General features: G+C 60.5%; 15 protein-coding genes. 10 read left to right on the top strand and 5 right to left on the bottom strand.

Features of this window, described 5'->3' with window-relative positions; genetic code table 11:
• Positions 1 to 36 precede the first annotated feature (36 nt).
• A complete protein-coding gene (locus tag HUW52_RS20790) occupies positions 37 to 432 on the top strand; it encodes a hypothetical protein (protein WP_175554774.1) in 396 nt (131 codons plus the stop codon).
• A 48-nt stretch (positions 433 to 480) separates the two neighbouring features.
• Here HUW52_RS20790 and HUW52_RS20785 read toward each other — a convergent pair whose 3' ends face one another.
• A complete protein-coding gene (locus HUW52_RS20785) occupies positions 481 to 1,203 on the bottom strand; it encodes a pirin family protein (RefSeq protein ID WP_175554773.1) in 723 nt (240 codons plus the stop codon).
• A 214-nt stretch (positions 1,204 to 1,417) separates the two neighbouring features.
• Between HUW52_RS20785 and HUW52_RS20780 the strand changes: the two genes are divergently transcribed.
• Complete coding sequence (locus tag HUW52_RS20780; RefSeq protein ID WP_175554772.1) at positions 1,418 to 2,371, top strand: GlxA family transcriptional regulator; 954 nt, start codon at positions 1,418 to 1,420, stop codon at positions 2,369 to 2,371.
• A 90-nt stretch (positions 2,372 to 2,461) separates the two neighbouring features.
• Positions 2,462 to 3,919, top strand: a complete 1,458-nt coding sequence (locus HUW52_RS20775; RefSeq protein ID WP_175554771.1) for a winged helix-turn-helix domain-containing protein — start codon at positions 2,462 to 2,464, stop codon at positions 3,917 to 3,919.
• Here HUW52_RS20775 and HUW52_RS20770 read toward each other — a convergent pair.
• A complete protein-coding gene (locus tag HUW52_RS20770; protein WP_175554770.1) occupies positions 3,896 to 6,802 on the bottom strand; it encodes a winged helix-turn-helix domain-containing protein in 2,907 nt (968 codons plus the stop codon). The genes HUW52_RS20775 and HUW52_RS20770 overlap by 24 nt on opposite strands.
• Positions 6,803 to 6,927: 125 nt before the next feature.
• Positions 6,928 to 7,359: a helix-turn-helix domain-containing protein gene (locus tag HUW52_RS20765; protein WP_175554769.1), complete on the bottom strand. Its 432-nt coding sequence runs from the start codon at positions 7,357 to 7,359 to the stop codon at positions 6,928 to 6,930.
• A gap of 211 nt (positions 7,360 to 7,570) precedes the next feature.
• Between HUW52_RS20765 and HUW52_RS20760 the strand changes: the two genes are divergently transcribed.
• The 6 genes from HUW52_RS20760 (at position 7,571) to ycaC (ending at position 13,193) form a co-directional block, all read left to right on the top strand.
• Positions 7,571 to 8,494 carry a LysR family transcriptional regulator gene (locus HUW52_RS20760; protein WP_095111654.1) on the top strand — a complete coding sequence of 308 codons (924 nt, stop codon included), beginning with the start codon at positions 7,571 to 7,573 and terminating at the stop codon, positions 8,492 to 8,494.
• 516 nt (positions 8,495 to 9,010) lie between these two features.
• On the top strand, positions 9,011 to 9,370 hold the full coding sequence (locus HUW52_RS20755) for a DUF6124 family protein (RefSeq protein ID WP_175554768.1): 360 nt from the start codon (positions 9,011 to 9,013) through the stop codon (positions 9,368 to 9,370).
• Between the two features lie 214 nt (positions 9,371 to 9,584).
• Positions 9,585 to 9,998, top strand: a complete 414-nt coding sequence (locus HUW52_RS20750; protein ID WP_016987822.1) for a DoxX family protein — start codon at positions 9,585 to 9,587, stop codon at positions 9,996 to 9,998.
• Positions 9,991 to 10,617 carry an antibiotic biosynthesis monooxygenase gene (locus HUW52_RS20745; protein WP_175554767.1) on the top strand — a complete coding sequence of 209 codons (627 nt, stop codon included), beginning with the start codon at positions 9,991 to 9,993 and terminating at the stop codon, positions 10,615 to 10,617. The genes HUW52_RS20750 and HUW52_RS20745 overlap by 8 nt, the downstream gene beginning before the upstream one ends.
• A gap of 43 nt (positions 10,618 to 10,660) precedes the next feature.
• The gene (locus HUW52_RS20740) at positions 10,661 to 12,499 is read left to right on the top strand and encodes an amidohydrolase (RefSeq protein ID WP_016987824.1); all 1,839 of its coding nucleotides are present in this window, start codon (positions 10,661 to 10,663) and stop codon (positions 12,497 to 12,499) included.
• Between the two features lie 70 nt (positions 12,500 to 12,569).
• Entirely contained in the window at positions 12,570 to 13,193 is a 624-nt protein-coding gene (ycaC, locus tag HUW52_RS20735; RefSeq protein WP_007913541.1) for an isochorismate family cysteine hydrolase YcaC, read from the top strand.
• 319 nt (positions 13,194 to 13,512) lie between these two features.
• Here ycaC and HUW52_RS20730 read toward each other — a convergent pair whose 3' ends face one another.
• Both HUW52_RS20730 and HUW52_RS20725 read right to left on the bottom strand, forming a co-directional pair.
• Positions 13,513 to 14,940 carry a mechanosensitive ion channel family protein gene (locus HUW52_RS20730; RefSeq protein WP_175554766.1) on the bottom strand — a complete coding sequence of 476 codons (1,428 nt, stop codon included), beginning with the start codon at positions 14,938 to 14,940 and terminating at the stop codon, positions 13,513 to 13,515.
• A gap of 108 nt (positions 14,941 to 15,048) precedes the next feature.
• Complete coding sequence (locus tag HUW52_RS20725; protein WP_175554765.1) at positions 15,049 to 16,071, bottom strand: alpha/beta hydrolase; 1,023 nt, start codon at positions 16,069 to 16,071, stop codon at positions 15,049 to 15,051.
• A gap of 161 nt (positions 16,072 to 16,232) precedes the next feature.
• Between HUW52_RS20725 and HUW52_RS20720 the strand changes: the two genes are divergently transcribed.
• Positions 16,233 to 17,132 (top strand): LysR family transcriptional regulator, encoded by a 900-nt coding sequence (locus HUW52_RS20720; protein WP_175554764.1) that lies wholly within the window; start codon positions 16,233 to 16,235, stop codon positions 17,130 to 17,132.
• The last annotated feature ends 31 nt before the right edge of the window (positions 17,133 to 17,163 follow it).

The raw sequence follows: 17,163 nt of genomic DNA, 5'->3' as shown, positions 1-17,163 counted from the left end.
AGTGATCTATCGAGTAAAGGTCGGAATGCTCAAACCATGAACGCTATAAGCCGTGAAGAGTTCAATGCCAGGATCGAGACCATTGAGACGAGGATGGATGCTCGGTTCGAGGGTGTGTCGGCAAAAATCGATGCTTATCTTTTGACTCAGGCGGAGAGGGACAAACGGTACGATTTGATGTGGGACGGCGTACAAAAAATCGCCGAAGACTCAAAAGAAGCCATCAAACAAGCCTCGACAGTGAAGGCGCATTACTGGGCGACGACAGCCGTCCATTTTCTCGGAATGATCACCGTCGTCGTGGGGGCGCACTTTGCCAATCAGGCAGCGGTGTTAACCACCTTGCAGACGACACTCGCTGCGATTCAGGTAGGTAAGGATATAGGCGCACCAAGACCTGCTTCGCAACAAGCACCCGAATCAGCACAATAGAAAACGGCCTTCAAAGAAGGCCGTTTTTGTGGGCGTTGAAACGCAGCGTTATGGCATCTCTGGCAATTCCTGCGGCCGCAGGTCGAATACCAGCACTTCGGCATCGACACCGTTGCTCAAGGTCAGCAACTGTTCCTCGCGAACCCGCACGCCGTCACCTTCGCGCAATGGCTGGCCATTGAGTTCAACACTGCCGCTTGCAACGTGCACATAGGCGTAGCGGTTGGCCGCCAGTTCCAGCGTGGCGCTTTCCTTGCCATCGAACAGCCCGGCGTACACCCGTGCGTCCTGGCGTACTTTCAGTGAGCCGTCGTTGCCGTCCGGCGAAATGATCAACTGCAAACGACCGCGTTTTTTCCCGGCGCTGAAATGCTCTTGTTGATAGCGCGGTTTGGCGCCGCTGACTTCCGGCACGATCCAGATCTGCAGGAAGTGCACCGGTTTGGTCGCCGAATGGTTGAACTCACTGTGTGCCACGCCACTGCCGGAGCTCATCAATTGCACGTCACCCGGGCGGATAACCGAGCCGGTGCCCAGCGTGTCCTTGTGTTCCAGCGCACCTTCCAGCACGTAGGAAAAGATCTCCATGTCGCGATGCGGGTGCTGGCCGAAACCTTTACCGGCAGCAACGCGGTCATCGTTGATCACCAGCAGGTCGGAAAAACCCTGTTCGCGAGGGTCGCGATAGCTGGCGAAGGAAAAGGTGTGAAAGGACTTCAACCAGCCATGATTGGCGAGGCCACGATCGGAGGCTTTGCGAAGGGTCAGCATGATGAAATCTCCTTGCAGGACGTGAATTCGTCCGAGTGAGGAGAAGGTTACTGTTTACTGATCGGCGCAATAAGTAGATGAAAATTGAAAGACTGTCCCGATCAGGTTGACAGTTATGCGATGCGCTTCGCACAAACTCTTGCGCCCTCAATGTCGTACTTGGCCATAATGTCTGGCCTGTCTCATGTCTCCTTGATTTAAGTGATGTCTGCCCATGAAAACCGTGGCAATGGTGCTGTTTCCCGACTTTCTTCTGCTCGACATGGCCGGGCCATTGGAGGTTTTTTCGGTTGCCAACCGCTACCTGAAAGCCGAAGCGCATTATCAATTGATCACGCTTGGCACCGAGCGTGGCCCACTTCGGGCATCCAACGGCGTGTTGGTGCATGCCGATCGGGCCATTGATGATGCCGACGGCGAGCGCTATGACTTGTTGCTGGTGCCGGGCGGCCCCGGTGCCTACAACCAACAGTTTCCGGCGCTGTTCGCCTGGCTCAAGGGCGCGGTCCAGCGCGTCGAGTATTACGGTTCGATCTGCACCGGCGCCTTTGTGCTGGGCCATGCCGGATTGCTGGACGGTTACCGCGTAACCACCCACTGGAATTACACCGAACGCCTGATCAAGGGCTTTCCGAAAGCCCATGTCACCACGGATCAGATCTATGTCGAAGATCGCAATCTGATCACCTCGGGCGGTGTCACCGCCGGGATCGATATGGCGCTCGCTGTCATCGCTCGCGATCACGGCAAGAAACTCGCTCAGGACGTGGCCAAAGTCCTGCTGGTGGTGATGAAACGGCAGGGCGGGCAGGCCCAGTTCAGTCCGCTGATGGCCGCTGTGGCACCGCAGGAAACGCCGATCACCCGTGCGCAAAGCTACGTGCTGGAACATATCGACGAAGCGTTCACGGTCGAACGCATGGCAGCCATTGCCAATATGAGTGCGCGGCACTTCGCGCGGGTGTTCACCCGCGACATCAATATGACGCCGATGGAGTTTTTACAAAGTGCGCGCATCGACTGCGCGCGAAATCTGCTGGAAACCAGCGATCTGCCGCTTAAAACCGTGGCTTACAAAAGCGGCTTCGGCAGTGTCCGGCACATGCGTTCTCTGTTCGCTGAAAAGCTCGGCCTGACGCCCGCGCAATACCGCGAACAGTTCAGCTAGAGCGGTTATGTCCGTCTGGTGCACCCGGATGTCCGTGCTGCGCCCCGTGTAGCAGTTGTCGCGTCATCTGAGGCTGCCAAGATAGTTGGCATGGATAGCCTCATCGATTTGAACACGGCGTCGGTGCTGCATTTCGGCCCCTACGCCTTCCACCTGCGGCAACGGCTGATACTCGACGGAGATCGGCCTTTGCGCATGGGCGGTCGTGCGCTGGACATTTTGCAGGTGCTGGTCGAGCGTGCCGGTCGAGTGGTCAGAAAGGAGCAATTGATCGCTCTGGTATGGCCGACGTCGGTGGTCGAAGAGATCAACCTGCGCGTGCACATCGCTGCGCTCCGGCGGGCCTTGGGTGACGGCGAAAACGGTCAGCGCTACATCGTCAACGTGCCGCAATGCGGATACAGCTTTATTGCCCCGGTGCGTTGCGACAGCGCCGCGCAGGTGGTCTTCGAGGGGCTGCAAACGCCCCGGCATAATTTGCCCGCACGACTGACCCCGGTTGCCGGACGCGACTCATTGGTCGGCGGGTTGGTGCGGAAAATGCCGCTGTGTCGGCTGATGACCGTCACAGGGGCGGCCGGGGTGGGTAAATCCACTGTCGCATTGCGGGTCGCGGAGCTGCTGTTGCAGTACTACAGAGATGGCGTGTGGCAGGTCGATCTGAGCTTGATCGACGGCGACACGTCGCTCCTCGATCAGGTGCTGCGCATCCTGGAGTGCGATATGACCGGGCTCTCGACTCGCCATGCCTTGTTGCTGCTGGATAACTGTGACCACCACCGCGACGCTTGCAGAGCAGCGGTTGAAACGTTGCTCGAAGTCGCGCCTCGACTGTCGATTCTCGCCACCTGCCGCGAAGCTTTACACGTCAGTCTGGAAACGCTTCAGTACGTGCCACCGCTGGCCATTCCGAAACGCTCGACGGCCGATTGCATCACGGAAGCCATGGGCCATTCGTCGGTACAGTTGTTCGTCAGCCGTGCGCGGGCGCGACAGCATGATTTCCGCCTGCGCGAGCAGGACGTCAAAGTTGTGGTCGAGATCTGTCGGCAACTCGACGGTTTGCCCTTGGCGATCGAGCTGGCCGCGGCGCAGATCGATGCACTGGCATTGGTCGGCTTGCAGGCGCAAATGGCCCACGGCCTGCAAGTGCTCAGTCATGGCCGGCGCACCGCTGTGCCACGGCATCAATCGATGCAGGCGGCATTCGACTGGAGCTATCAGCGCTTGAGTGAACAGGAGCAACGCGTACTGCAGCGTCTATCGGTATTCAAAATGGCGTTTACGCTGGAGGCGGCGCTGGCGGTGATCAGTTGCCCGCAACTGGCGCCGCAGCGGCTCGCCGTGATCATCGAAGGTCTGGCACTGAAGTCGTTGTTGACGGTGGAGCGGGGCGGCAGTACAGGCCGGTACCGGATGCTCAACACCACTCGCTGCTATGCCCGCGGGCAACTTGAGCGCAGCGGTGAAGGGATTGAGCTTGAACGCCGGCATGCGCGTTACATCAAGCGGATTCGCCGAACCTCAGACGTGCACTTGCTGGCGTAGTTCGTCGATCAGCAAGCGCACCTTGCGCAAGTCCGGGGTCGCGTAGCCCTCGGTGAAGCGTTGATAGATCGGAGTGAGCAAATCCAGCGCCTCGCGACAGCGCGATTGGCGCTGCCAGAGTTGCGCCAATGACGTAGCGCTGCGCAGTTCCCAGGCGAGCGCGCCTTGGGTGCGGGCGATGGTCAGGGATTGTTGCAGGAGTGCTTCGGCTTGCTGAATATTGGTGGCGTTTAGGAGAACCTCTTCGCGAGCAAGCTCGCTCTCACAGAGATTTTTGGTGTGCTCAGAACCCATGTGGGAGCGAGCCTGCTCGCGAAGAGGCCCGCCCAGACAAACCATCTCTTCATTCAATAACGCATCCGCTCGAGCCCGCAGGATCTCCGCCGTGCTCCACCCGGCATCACCACTCAGCGCCCGCTCAAGCAGCGCGTCATCCACAAAACGGCCATCCAGCGTGACCATGATTTCCCGAATCAGCCCGCTACTGTCCTTCGGCACTGGCGTGATGGTGGGCGCATCGAGCACCTGCGCGTAGTGCCGCGCCCACGTGTTGAACAGCAGCACTGAATGTTTCTGCGACTGCTCCAGCAACAACTGCAACAGCGCCCGGGCGTTTTGTTGATCACCGTTGTAATGAGCGATCAGGCAACTCGCCAGCGCGAGGGTGTAGCAAATCGAGGTGCCATGGTCGATCTGTACGGCAATGTCCAGGGCCTGCCGCGCCGTGTGCCAGGCTTGTTCCGGCAGGCCTTGCATCCATAGGACCCGTGCCAGCACCGTCAGCGACGCGACGCTCTGGTCGTATTGCACGCCAAAGCCATGAGTGAAGCGGTTGACATGGCCGCTTTGCGCCATGCGCTGGAGGACCTGTTCGGCGTGAATGCGCGCCTGCAACTGGTCGCCGGCATAATGCAGGGCCAATACGCGCAAGCGATGGGTACTCAGTGACAACAGCGGGTCGCCGTGCAGGCCGAGGCGGTCGAAGTGCTCGCTCTGTGCCAGCGCCATGCGGTAGTGCCCGCAACTGAGGTTGACCGCCATGTGCCCGGAAACTGCGCGCAATTGCCCGGCAACGTCGTCGTGTTCATGCGCCAACTGGCGAGCTTCGGCGAAAGCTTCGATGGTTTCCGCCGTGCCACCCCACGTGTGATAGCAGGCACTGCCGAGGGCCAGTTTCAGCGCAACTTTCAGGCGCGGGCAAGGTTCGCCGAGTTCATCAAGCAGACTCAGCGCCCGGCGTACGTAGCCGCCGTACTCCTTGAGCAGCGACAACTCTTGCCACAAGGGCGCCGACGCTGCCGCCAGTCGAATCCCCAGACCCCCGGGGCCGACACCGTTCAGGCTCCAGTCCAGCGCTGCGCGCAAATCTTCCAGTCCTCGGGCGTAGCGATCAATCCACAACAGCGTCGGGGTATTCTGCCAATCGTTCTGCGCCTGCTGCATCAACGCCAGACAGCGTTCGGCATGCCGTTCGCGGGTTTCTTCGCATTCGGCAGCGTGATCGAGTTTTTCCAGCGCGTAACGTCGGGTGGTATCGAGCAAACGGTAGAACACGTCCTCGTCACCGACTTCGACGGCGAGCAGGGACTTGGCCACCAATTGCGTGATCGACACAAACACCACACCGGGGTCGATCTGTTGGCCGACGATTACGGCCGCCGCCGACTCCAGGGTAAAACCACCGCGAAACACGCCCAGACGACGCAGGCAGGTTTGCTCGCAGTGGTCGAGCAGATTGAAACTCCAGTCCAGCGTGGCGCGCAGGGTGAGGTGGCGCTCCAGACTGCTTTGATTGCCCGCTGCCAGCGGCGGCAAACGGCCCTGCAATTGGCTCAGCAGGCCGTCCAGACCGAGTTCGGCGACCTGCGCTGCCGCCAGTTCAAGCGCCAGTGGAATGCCATCGAGCCGATGGCAAATCTCGATCGCTTGGGGCAACTGGGTATCGCTCAGTTCGAAGCTTTCCTGCGCGGCCGTGGCCCGTTCGATGAACAGTTGCAGCGCCGAGAAGCTCAGCGCTTGCTCGCGATTCAATATCGCCGGCATCGACGGGTATTCGAGGGAATCCAGACGCTGCACGTATTCGCCTTCAGCCCGCAGGCTCTCGCGGCTGGTGGCGAGAATATGCACCTTCGGCGCGCCGCGCAGAATGCTCTCGCTGAGCGCCGCGACGGCATCGATCAGGTGTTCGCAGTTGTCGAGCAGCAACAGCATTTGCCGCTGTTGCAGGCCATTGACCAGCGCCGCCAGTGGATCACCTTCGAGTAACGCCAGATCGAGCAGTGCGGCCAGGTGCGAGTAAATCAACCGCGGATCGTTGAGCGGTGCCAGGTCCACCAGCCGAATGCCGTCGCGATAGTGCCCGATCAACTGCTCGGCCACGCGCAAGGCCACGGTGGTCTTGCCGATCCCGCCAGGCCCGACCAGGGTGATGCAGCGTTGGCGCGGCAACTGCGTCATCAAGCTGTCGACCAGCGGCTGGCGGCCGATCATCCGCGTGCGCCGCAAGGGCAGATTGTGCCGACCGCCAGCATCGCCCACAGGACGCTCCTCCATGGATTCCAGTAAAACCGGTGCGACAAAACTGTAACCGCGTTGCGCCACGGTGATGATGTAGCGCTGGCCGGCCTGACCGTCACCGAGCGCCTTGCGCAGCGCCGCCATGTGCACGCGCAGGTTGATGTCTTCGACCACGCTGTCCGGCCAGACCCCGGCCATCAATTGCTGCTTGCTCACCACTTCGCCGGCATGGGCCAGCAGAATCAGGAGGATGTCCATCGCCCGTCGACCGAGGCGCAACGGCTGCTCGCCTTCGAGCACCCGTCTTTGTCCGGGATGAATCCGATAGGGGCCGAAACCGAGGGCCTGATTCGGGGAAAGACTCAACAGCTCACTCCTGCGGTGCAGCGACGGACAGAGCGGAGTAGGGCCGAGCGCGTGCGCAGGCCTTCTATTCCGGGGTGTCCCGGCATAATCCTCAGGTTTGAGCGTCAGTGCAACGGTTGCCGGGCTCAAAACACGGCAGGTTGTAAACGGTGAGCTTTCGGTTCACGCATGATCTGGCAGCGCCAGGCAAACGGATTGATGCCTTCACTGCGGGTGAACATATGGCAGAAATGCGCCTGATCGCAGAACCCGCATTCCAGGCTGATTTGCGTCAGGCTCAAGTCAGTGTGCTGGATCAACAGCTTGGCCCGCGCCAGGCGCTGGGTGCGAATCCAGTCCTGCGGCGATAATCCGGTGCTGCATTTGAAGGCGCGGGAAAAGTGGCTGCGTGACAGTGAACAGGCGCGGGCCAGTTCGGTGACCTCAAGGCTTTCGCCCAGGCGTTCGAGGATCAGTTGTTTGACCTGTCGTTCGCGCTGTGGGCTGAGCCCGCCGATTCCGGTCTTGCGCGGTTCGCTGGCAGGGGCGAGGGCGACGCTGTGCTGTAAGTGAGCCATGGCCAAAGTCCGTGTCGATGGGGAATGCACGGTCGGCGCATCCCCTCAGGTCAAAAAAACAACGCTGCGCAGAGGGTTTCATTGTTGGCCGGGGGCGGGAGGCTGACGAGTTAATCGTTGTTAATTCCATGCTGGAGTCGCGCCCACAGGCCGGTAGATCGCGTAAAGTGCGTAGCACTTGCGTCTGGCTGGCCTTAAGGAATCCGTGCCCATGAACCGTAACGATCTGCGTCGCGTTGACATGAACCTGTTGGTGATTTTCGAAGCGCTGATGTTCGAAAAAAACCTGACCCGCGTCGCCGAAAAGCTGTTCATGGGGCAACCGGCCGTCAGCGCTGCTTTGGGGCGGTTGCGCGATCTGTTCGACGATCCATTACTGCTGCGCAACGGTCGCGGCATGGAACCGACCGCGCGGGCGCTGGCAATTCTCAAGGAGCTGCAACCGGCGATGGACGTCATCTCCGGCGCGGTCAGCCGGGCCAAGGAGTTCGAACCGGCGAGCAGTTGCGACGTGTTTCGTATCGGCTTGTCGGACGACGCCGAGTTCGGCCTGTTTCCACCGCTGCTGCGCCAGCTTCAGCAAGAGGCGCCGGGGATTGTCGTGGTCGTGCGCCGCGCCAATTACTTGTTGATGCCGGCACTGTTGGCCTCTGGGGAAATCTCCGTCGGCGTCAGTTACACCACTGAATTGCCGGCCAACGCCAAGCGCAAAAAACTGCGCGACATTCCCTGCAAAGTCCTGCGCGGCGATGACCGCCCGGGGCCGCTGACGCTCGATGAATACTGCGAGCGCCCGCATGCGATGGTGTCGTTCTCCGGCGACTTGAGCGGCAACATCGACATGGACCTGGCCAAGGTCGGCCGTTCGCGTCGCGTGGTGTTGGGCGTGCCGCAATTCAGCGGCTTGCGCGCCTTGCTCGCCGGCACCGAAATGATCGCCACGGTTCCGGATTACGCCGCGTGTGCGCTGGTTGAGGGCTGTGCCTTGCGTGCCGAAGATCCACCGTTCCCGATTGATGCGGCGCAATTGTCGATGGCCTGGAGCGGGGTGCACGACAATGACCCGGCGGAGAAATGGCTGCGCGCGCGGATCAGCCAGTTCATGGCGGCGCCGCTGGATATCCCGGCTAGCTGAATCCCTGCGCAAATCTCAAATACAGCACTGATCCCCTGTGGGAGCGAGCTTGCTCGCGAAGGCGTCGTATCAGTCGATAAATACTTCGAATGACACACCGCTTTCGCGAGCAAGCTCGCTCCCACATTGGGACGGCGTGATCCCTGAGTTGTTGGTGGTTTAAACACCGCCGTTTAAGCAACACCCTCAGACACTCTTTCAGGCTACGCAACCTTGCGCCGTTGCCTACAGCTACGCCAGAATCCGCCGGCTTGTGCGCTTGTGGTCGGGTCTCTATCGTTTGGTGGTCGCTGAAAACTCAGCGATCGGGTTTAGCGACTCGGACCAAAAAAAGTGCATCAGCGCTCCATGCTTCGTTGCAGGCTATCGTCTGCACTTCGCTATGGCGGCTGTATGCGGGAGACCTTCGGGTCTACCGGGTTGCCTTTTTACCGGTTCGCTAACCTGCATACGGTCGCCACCCATCCTGTTTAGCGACAGAACGTGGTGATCCCGGCTCTAAAAAGGAGATTCACCATGTTCAAAGTCACACCCAACCCACCCGATATCGACCCCACATCCCCCTACGAATCCATCGATTCGAGAAAACTCCACGAGGCCGCCGACCGCGCCCTCGACCACTACCTCCTTCCACCCGGCTCCACACCACCTCCACGCAGAACTCGCGGCATGTATGCCGTAACCGCCGACACCAAAGCCGAAGAACTGCTGACCGACGCCAGCGAAACACTCGCCTCGGCCAAGACCATCGCCCAGGACGTCGCCAACCTGTTGCCCGCGCCGCAGCGCCGGGCGTTGTTGGGAATTGCGCAGTTGATCATGCTCGGTGAGTTGGCGGTGAATCGGGTGCTGGATAACCTCGAACCACCGGCCTGAACACACCCCCTGTGGGAGCGAGCTTGCTCGCGAAAGCGGTGTGTCATTCAAAGTATTTATAACTGACCCGACGCCTTCGCGAGCAAGCTCGCTCCCACAGGGGGCTGCGATGTTCCAAGAATTTTGGAATGCCGCAGAACTGAGCACATCTATCCAATTTTCTCCCGACCATCATTGGCATGATTCCAGCCAATGACATTTCAAGGGTCGGGTCATGAATGCCTCAACAGATGAACGGGCACGCGACATCGGTTTGCTGTTCCTGCGGGTCAGCGGCGGATTGTTCCTGCTGTGGGTGCACGGCTTGCCCAAGCTGCTGGATTTCACCGCGCAACTGCAACTGATCGAAGACCCGTTCCACCTCGGTTCTCACCTCACCTTGATCCTGGCGATCTTCGCCGAAGTCCTCTGTCCGCTACTGATCGTCGCCGGGTTACTGGCGCGATTGGCCTGCGTGCCTATTCTCTTTGTGCTGCTGGTGGCGCTGCTGGTCGTGCATCCGCAATGGAGTGTGGCCGAAGGGCAGTTCGGCTGGTTGCTGCTGATCCTGTTTACCACCGTGTTGATCGCCGGGCCGGGACGGCTGGCGATTTCTGTTCGTTTGCCCGGAGTGTTGCGTTATGCCTGAAGTCCTCAATCCACAGTCACCGGGGGCCGATGAGACGGTCACATTGATCATCAAACACCGGGTCAAGGCCGGTTTCGAGTCGGCGTACGAGGCCTGGCTGCGCAATATCGTCCGCGTGGCGGGGCAGCGTGAAGGCCATCTGGGCGTGGACGTGGTGCGCGGCAAGCGCGGCCGTCTCGACTTCTACACCTGCGTGCTGCGCTTCAGCACCACCGAGGCGATGCAAGGCTGGCTGGAATCGCCGCAGCGTCAGGCACTGGTCGCCGAAGCCGCGCCAATGCTGGCTGATGGCGATCAGACGGAAGTCGCGCCGATCAAGGAATTCTGGTTTACCCCACTGGCCGATGCCGCTTCGCCGCCGCCGCGCTGGAAGCAAGCAGTGGTCACGCTGCTGGTGATTCTGCCGCACACCTTGCTCGTGCCGTTGATCTGGGGGCCGCTGCTGGCGCTGCATCCGCTGCTTTCCAACTACGTGGTCGCCACGTTCCTGATCACCCTGACCATCGTTCTGTCGGTGGTGTACGTGGTGATGCCGCCGGTTACCCGTTTGTTTACGCCGTGGCTCGAAGCCAGCCAGGCCCATGAACACCTCGATTCCCAAGAAACCTCGCCACGCTGAGCGCGCGGGGTTTGCTCCTTTTCACTTTGCTTGAGGAACTGCGATGAGCGCCGATCTGATTCTGTTCAATGGTCAATTTCACACCGTTGACCGCACCAAACCGCTGGCCAGTGCCGTGGCAATCACCGATGGCCGCTTCGTGGTCGTTGGCAACGATAATCAAGCGATGGCCCTGCGCGGGCCGAACACGCAAGTGGTCGATATGCACGGCCGCTGCGTGATCCCAGGTCTCAACGACTCGCACTTGCACTTGATTCGTGGCGGATTGAACTACAACCTCGAATTGCGCTGGGAAGGCGTGCCGTCGCTGGCCGACGCGCTGCGCATGCTCAAGGATCAGGCTGACCGTACGCCGACCCCGCAATGGGTGCGCGTGGTCGGTGGCTGGAACGAATTCCAGTTCGCCGAAAAACGTATGCCGACCCTCGAAGAAATCAACCAGGCCGCACCGGACACCCCGGTGTTCATCCTGCACCTGTATGACCGCGCCTTGCTCAACCGCGCTGCGCTGCGTGTGGCCGGTTACACCCGCGACACGCCGAACCCGCCGGGTGGCGAGATCGTCCGCGATAGCAACGGCAACCCGACCGGCATGCTGGTTGCGCGGCCGAACGCGATGATTCTCTACTCGACGCTGGCCAAGGGGCCGAAGCTGCCGCTGGAATATCAGGTCAACTCGACCCGCCAGTTCATGCGCGAACTCAATCGCCTCGGCCTGACCAGTGCGATCGATGCCGGCGGCGGTTTCCAGAACTACCCGGACGATTATCAGGTGATCGAGCAACTGGCCAAAGACGACCAGTTGACCGTGCGCATCGCCTACAACCTGTTCACCCAGAAGCCGAAAGAAGAGCTGAGCGATTTCCAGAACTGGACCGGCAGCGTCAAGTTGCATCAGGGCGATGACTTCCTGCGCCACAACGGCGCCGGCGAGATGCTGGTGTTCTCGGCGGCGGACTTTGAAGACTTCCTCGAACCACGCCCGGACCTGCCGCAGACCATGGAAGAAGAGCTGGAACCGGTGGTGCGCCACTTGGTCGAGCAACGCTGGCCGTTCCGCTTGCACGCGACTTACAACGAATCGATCAGCCGCATGCTCGACGTGTTCGAGAAGGTCAATCGCGACATTCCGTTCAACGGTCTGCCGTGGTTCTTCGACCACGCCGAAACCATCACCCCGCAAAACATCGAGCGTGTGAAAGCGCTGGGCGGCGGCATCGCGATTCAGGATCGCATGGCGTTCCAGGGCGAGTACTTCGTCGACCGCTACGGCAAGCAAGCCGCCGAAGCGACGCCACCGATCAAACGCATGCTCGCCGAAGGCGTACCGGTCGGCGCCGGCACCGACGCCACGCGGGTGTCCAGCTACAACCCGTGGACTTCGCTGTACTGGATGGTCAGCGGTCGCACCGTTGGTGGTCTGGCCTTGTACGAAGAAGGTCTGCCGCGCACCACCGCGCTGGAACTGTTCACCCACGGCAGCGCCTGGTTCTCCTCGGAGCAGGGCAAGAAGGGCCAGATCAAGGTCGGGCAACTGGCGGATCTGGCAGCGCTGAGCGCGGACTTCTTCCATGTCGAGGAAGAAGCGATCAAGTGGATCGAGTCGGTCATGACCGTGGTCGGCGGCAAGATTGTTTACGCCGCTGGCGACTTCGAAGACCTCGGCCCACGCTCGATTCCAGTGCTGCCGGACTGGTCGCCGGTGGTCAAAGTCCCGGGCCACTGGCGGCCGAATTCGCCGTTGCAGGCGCAGGTTCACCAGTGCAGCGGGCCATGCGCGGTGCACACCCACAGTCATGAAAAGGCGCGGATGTCGAACGCGCCGGTCAGCGACTTCGCCGGTTTCTGGGGCGCGTTTGGCTGCTCCTGCTTCGCTTTCTGATTTCCCCTGAAGCGCCGGCCATCCGGTCGGCGCTCTACGCTTCATCCATCCGTCCATCAGGAGTTTTCCCATGAGCGTTCCTTACACACGTCTGAACAAAGATGATGCGGTTGTATTGTTGGTCGATCACCAGACCGGTCTGATCTCGCTGGTCCAGGATTTCACCCCGAACGAATTCAAGAACAACGTGCTGGCGCTGGGCGACATCGCCAAGTTCTTCAAGCTGCCGACCATCCTCACCACCAGTTTTGACGCAGGTCCCAACGGCCCGATCGTGCCTGAACTGCGCGAGCAGTTCCCGGATGCGCCGTTCATTCAGCGCCCGGGGCAGATCAATGCCTGGGATAACGAAGACTTCGTTAAAGCGATCAAGGCCACCGGTCGCAAGCAACTGATCATCGCCGGTGTGGTGACGGATGTTTGCGTGGCGTTCCCAACCCTGTCGGCGATTGCTGAAGGTTACGAAGTGTTTGTGGTGACTGACTCGTCGGGCACTTTCAACACCACCGTGCAACAAGCGGCGTGGGCGCGGATGTCGGCGGCCGGTGCCCACCTGCTGAACTGGTTCTCGGTGGCGTGTGAGCTGCAGGGCGACTGGCGCAATGACATGGAAGGGTTGGCGCATCTGCTGTCGGAGCGTCTGCCGAACTATCGCAATTTGATCAACAGCTATACCAAGTTCACTGCCAAGTAATCGTCTGATCTTGAAAAGCCCCTCACCCTAGCCCTCTCCCGGAGGGAGAGGGGACTGACCGAGGGGTTCTTTCGAGGTACGCCGACCTGCAATACCGAGTCGAACTCCGGCCTTGAAAAGCCCGAAGATCTGCTCCCTTTCCTTTCGAGGTCTTGGGGAGAGGGGACTGACCGAGGGGGTCTTTCAGGATACACCGACCTGGGGAAATCGAGCCGAACTCTGGACTTGAAGCACACGGAGATCGGCTCCCTTTCCCCCTCGCCCCCTTGGGGGAGAGGGCTGGGGTGAGGGGGAGGCTTTTGATCTTGATCTTGCCGCTTCAACGCTTCTGCAACCACCCCAAAAACCCGCCTTTCCTCACCACCACCGGTTTGCCCATCAACGCGAGGCGACTGTTCTGCTGACGCACCGCCTGCAACTTGTTCAACGCCCGACCCACCTCCGTGCGCTGTTCCATGCACTCACGAGTCAGGCTCTTGTCGAGGCGATAAATGATGCTCGACGTCAACGCCGTGAACGTCGCCTGCGACGGTGTATCCGCGAGAATGCTCTGTTCACCCATGACCTCACTCGGCCCCATCCGCCCGGCCTCGACCTTGCTGTCGCCATCCACCACGGTCGCACTGACCACCCCAGTGGCAATCACAAACAGACTGTCCGGCACCTCGTCCAGCTCCAGCACCACCTGGCCTGCGGTGTATTGCTGCGCAACCATCGATTCGGCGAGGCGATCACGCTCCTCACTGCTCAGCGAGCGGAAGATTTTCACTTCATCGAGCAATGCGCGGGCGCGGGTCGACGGTTCGATCACGCCGTCCGGATGCCGCGAGATTCCCGCCGCTTCGAGATGCCGGTGAGCGAGGTCGAACAGCTGATTGCGTACTTCGCTTTTCTTGCCCAGCTCGGCGATGAACCCGCTGGCGACGTATTCCGACATGGTTTCGCCGGCCTCTTTCAGCACGGCTTTTGGCGCCGGGCTGAGAAGAAGAGAGCTGCTGCCCTGCAAGGTTCGATCAAGCGCATCCAGCACCCGGCGCGGGCGAATGTGATTCGGCACTTGAATGCTGATCGACACGCCGTGCATGTTGTTCGGGCGGCTGAGGTTGACGATTTTCGCCTTGGCCGCGACCGAGTTCGGCACTACCGCCATGGTCCCGGCGCTGGTCAGCAGGTGCGTGGCGCGCCAGTCGATGTCGAAGACCTTGCCTTCGACGCCGTCGATCACCACGAAATCATCCACCTGGTACGGCTTGGTGGTGTTGAGCACGATCCCGGAAAACACATCTGCCAAGGTGCTTTGCAGCGCCAGACCGACAACGATGGCGACCACGCCGGAGGTTGCCAGCAAACCTTTCACCGGCAGCTCCAACACGTAACCGGCCGCAGCGACGGTGGCGACCAGAAACACCAGTGCACCGATCACGTCCTGCAGCAAACGACCGCTGTGGCCGATGCGGCGCATCAGTGCCAAACCGATGACTTCAGTCAGCACTCGCGCCGCGTACAGCCACCAGAGAATCCCCAACGCCGTCGCACCCAACTGCGCCACGCGGTCATCGGCAAATTGTGCTGCTTGCAACGGACTGACGCCGGCGTTGATCACCAGCGCGGTGAACGCCAGAAACAGCGCCAAGCGGACACCGACTCTTGGGGCGCGATGGCTGAAGGGCGAGAAGTGCCAGAGCACAGCGTCGAGCAGCAGCAGGGCGGCGCTCCAGGACAGCAGGTGGGTGTAGAAAAATGTCATGACCTTGGCTCCGTGGTGTCTGCAAGTGAAAAGATCGCAGCCTGCGGCAGCTCTTACAGAAGAACGTATTCCAATGTAGGAGCTGCCGCAGGCTGCGATCTTTTGCCGTTATGGATTCAGATGAGTCTTCAGCTCAGCCGCCGCCTGACGCACCGCCGCCTTCACCTCAGGAATCTGACTCAGCGGATTGAGCAGGCCGAAGTCATGAATCATCCCGTTGTAGCGCACCGAGGTCACCGCTACACCCGCCGCATCAAGGTGCCGCGCATAACCTTCGCCTTCGTCACGCAGCACGTCGAACTCGGCGGTCTGCACCAATGCGGCAGGCAAGCCCTTGAGCTGTTCGGCGCTGGCATTCAGCGGCGAGGCATGGATCTGCGCACGTTCGGCCGGGTTGGTGGTGTAGTTATCCCAGAACCACTGCATCATGCCTTTGGTGAGGAAATGGCCCTCGGCGAATTGCTGGTACGAACCGTCGTCGAATTGCGCGTTGGTCACCGGCCACATCAGCAACTGGAAGCGCAGGGCCGGGGCTTTCTGTTCCTTGGCCATCAACGCCACAACCGCCGCCATGTTGCCGCCGACGCTGTTGCCCGCGACCGCCAGACGCTTGCCGTCAACACCGATATCCTTGCCGTGCTCTGCCACCCATTTCGTCGCGGCGTAGGCCTGGTTGATTGCGGTCGGGTACTGCGCTTCCGGCGACGGCGTGTAATCGATGTACACCGCGACGGCGCCCGAACCCACTACCAAGTCGCGAATCAAGCGCTGGTGCGTCGGGTAATCCCCCAGCACCCAGCCGCCACCGTGGAAGAACATGAACACCGGCAACTCGCCTTTGACCTTGGCCGGACGCACCACTTTCAGGTTGATCGTCTGGCCATCGACCTTGATCTTCTTGTCGCTGACTTCAACACCGGACAAGTCCACCTTCACCGAAGCTTGCGCGCCGGTCAGTACCGCACGAGCGTCTTTTGGGCTCAGTTGCTCCAGCGGTTTGCCACCGCCGGCGGCGAGGGCGTCGAGGAAGGCTTGGGTGTTGTGTTCAACGCCGCTGCTTTCAGCGGCGAAAGCGTTGCCGATGGACAGGGCGAGGAGGGAAGCGGTGAGGGTTTTCTTGACGATGTTCATGGTGGAAATCCTTTTGAATGTTTTTGAATTTTTATGCCTGGGTTGCGGGCTGCTGTGGCGCTGGGGTTCAGGCCTCAGCAACACCGTGAGCACAGATTAATGAGCTGCTCGAAAGTGAAAAAGCGGCTATAAAGCGTTTAACTGTCCACCAGAGAGTGACAATGAACCCGTTCGAAGACATGCGTATTTTTTGCCAGGTCATGGACTCCGGCAGCTTCACCTCAGCGGCCGATCAATTGGGCCTGTCCAAGCAGTTCGTCAGCCGGCGCTTGATGCAACTGGAAGAGCGACTCGGCGTGCGGTTACTCAACCGCTCGACCCGTCGCTTGGATGTCACGCCACTGGGCCAGAGTTATTACGAATCTGCCTTGCGTCTGTTGGGCGAAGTCGAGCAAGTGGAGCAGGGCATCGCCGGACAGACTGCCGAGCCGCGCGGAACGATTCGCCTGAGTGCGCCGCTGTCGTTTGCCGTTGCGCATCTGGGCTGTCTGTTGCCACTGTTCTTGCAGCGCTATCGGGAAGTTACGGTTGAGGTTGATCTGAGTGATCGGCCGGTGGATTTGCTCGGTGAGGGCTACGATCTGGCGCTGCGCATTGGCGTGCTGGAAGACTCGACACTGATTGCTCGGCGTATCGCGTCGATCGAACGGGTGTACTGCGCCAGCCCGGCGTACCTCGCTGAACGCGGTACGCCCCTCGAGCCGGAAGATCTGCACAGCCATGACTGCCTGCCGTACGGGCATAGTCGTTCGGTGCAGTGGCGCTTCAACGCGGGGCAGGGCAAGCCGCTGTTGGTCAATGTCACCGGGCGCATGCGGGTGAACAACGGCGAGCTGCTCAGGGATGCGGCGGTGCAGGGGATGGGGATTACCTATTTGCCGACGTTCATTGTCGGCGCGGCGTTGAAGGATGGCCGACTGGTGCCGGTGCTGGATGATTTGCGCCCGGAGCCGCTGACACTTTCAGCCGTTTACCCGCAACATCGTCAGGCCTCCAGACCGGTGCAGGCGCTGGTTGAATTTTTGCGTGAACGCCTGAACGAGAGCCACGTCGCTCTCTGAGCCAGTACTGGATTTTTCAACCACTGCAAAA

This window comes from Pseudomonas sp. 43A (assembly GCF_013363935.1).
In the GTDB taxonomy this organism is placed as follows: domain Bacteria; phylum Pseudomonadota; class Gammaproteobacteria; order Pseudomonadales; family Pseudomonadaceae; genus Aquipseudomonas; species Aquipseudomonas crudilactis.
This window is presented reverse-complemented; position numbering and strand designations above follow the sequence as displayed.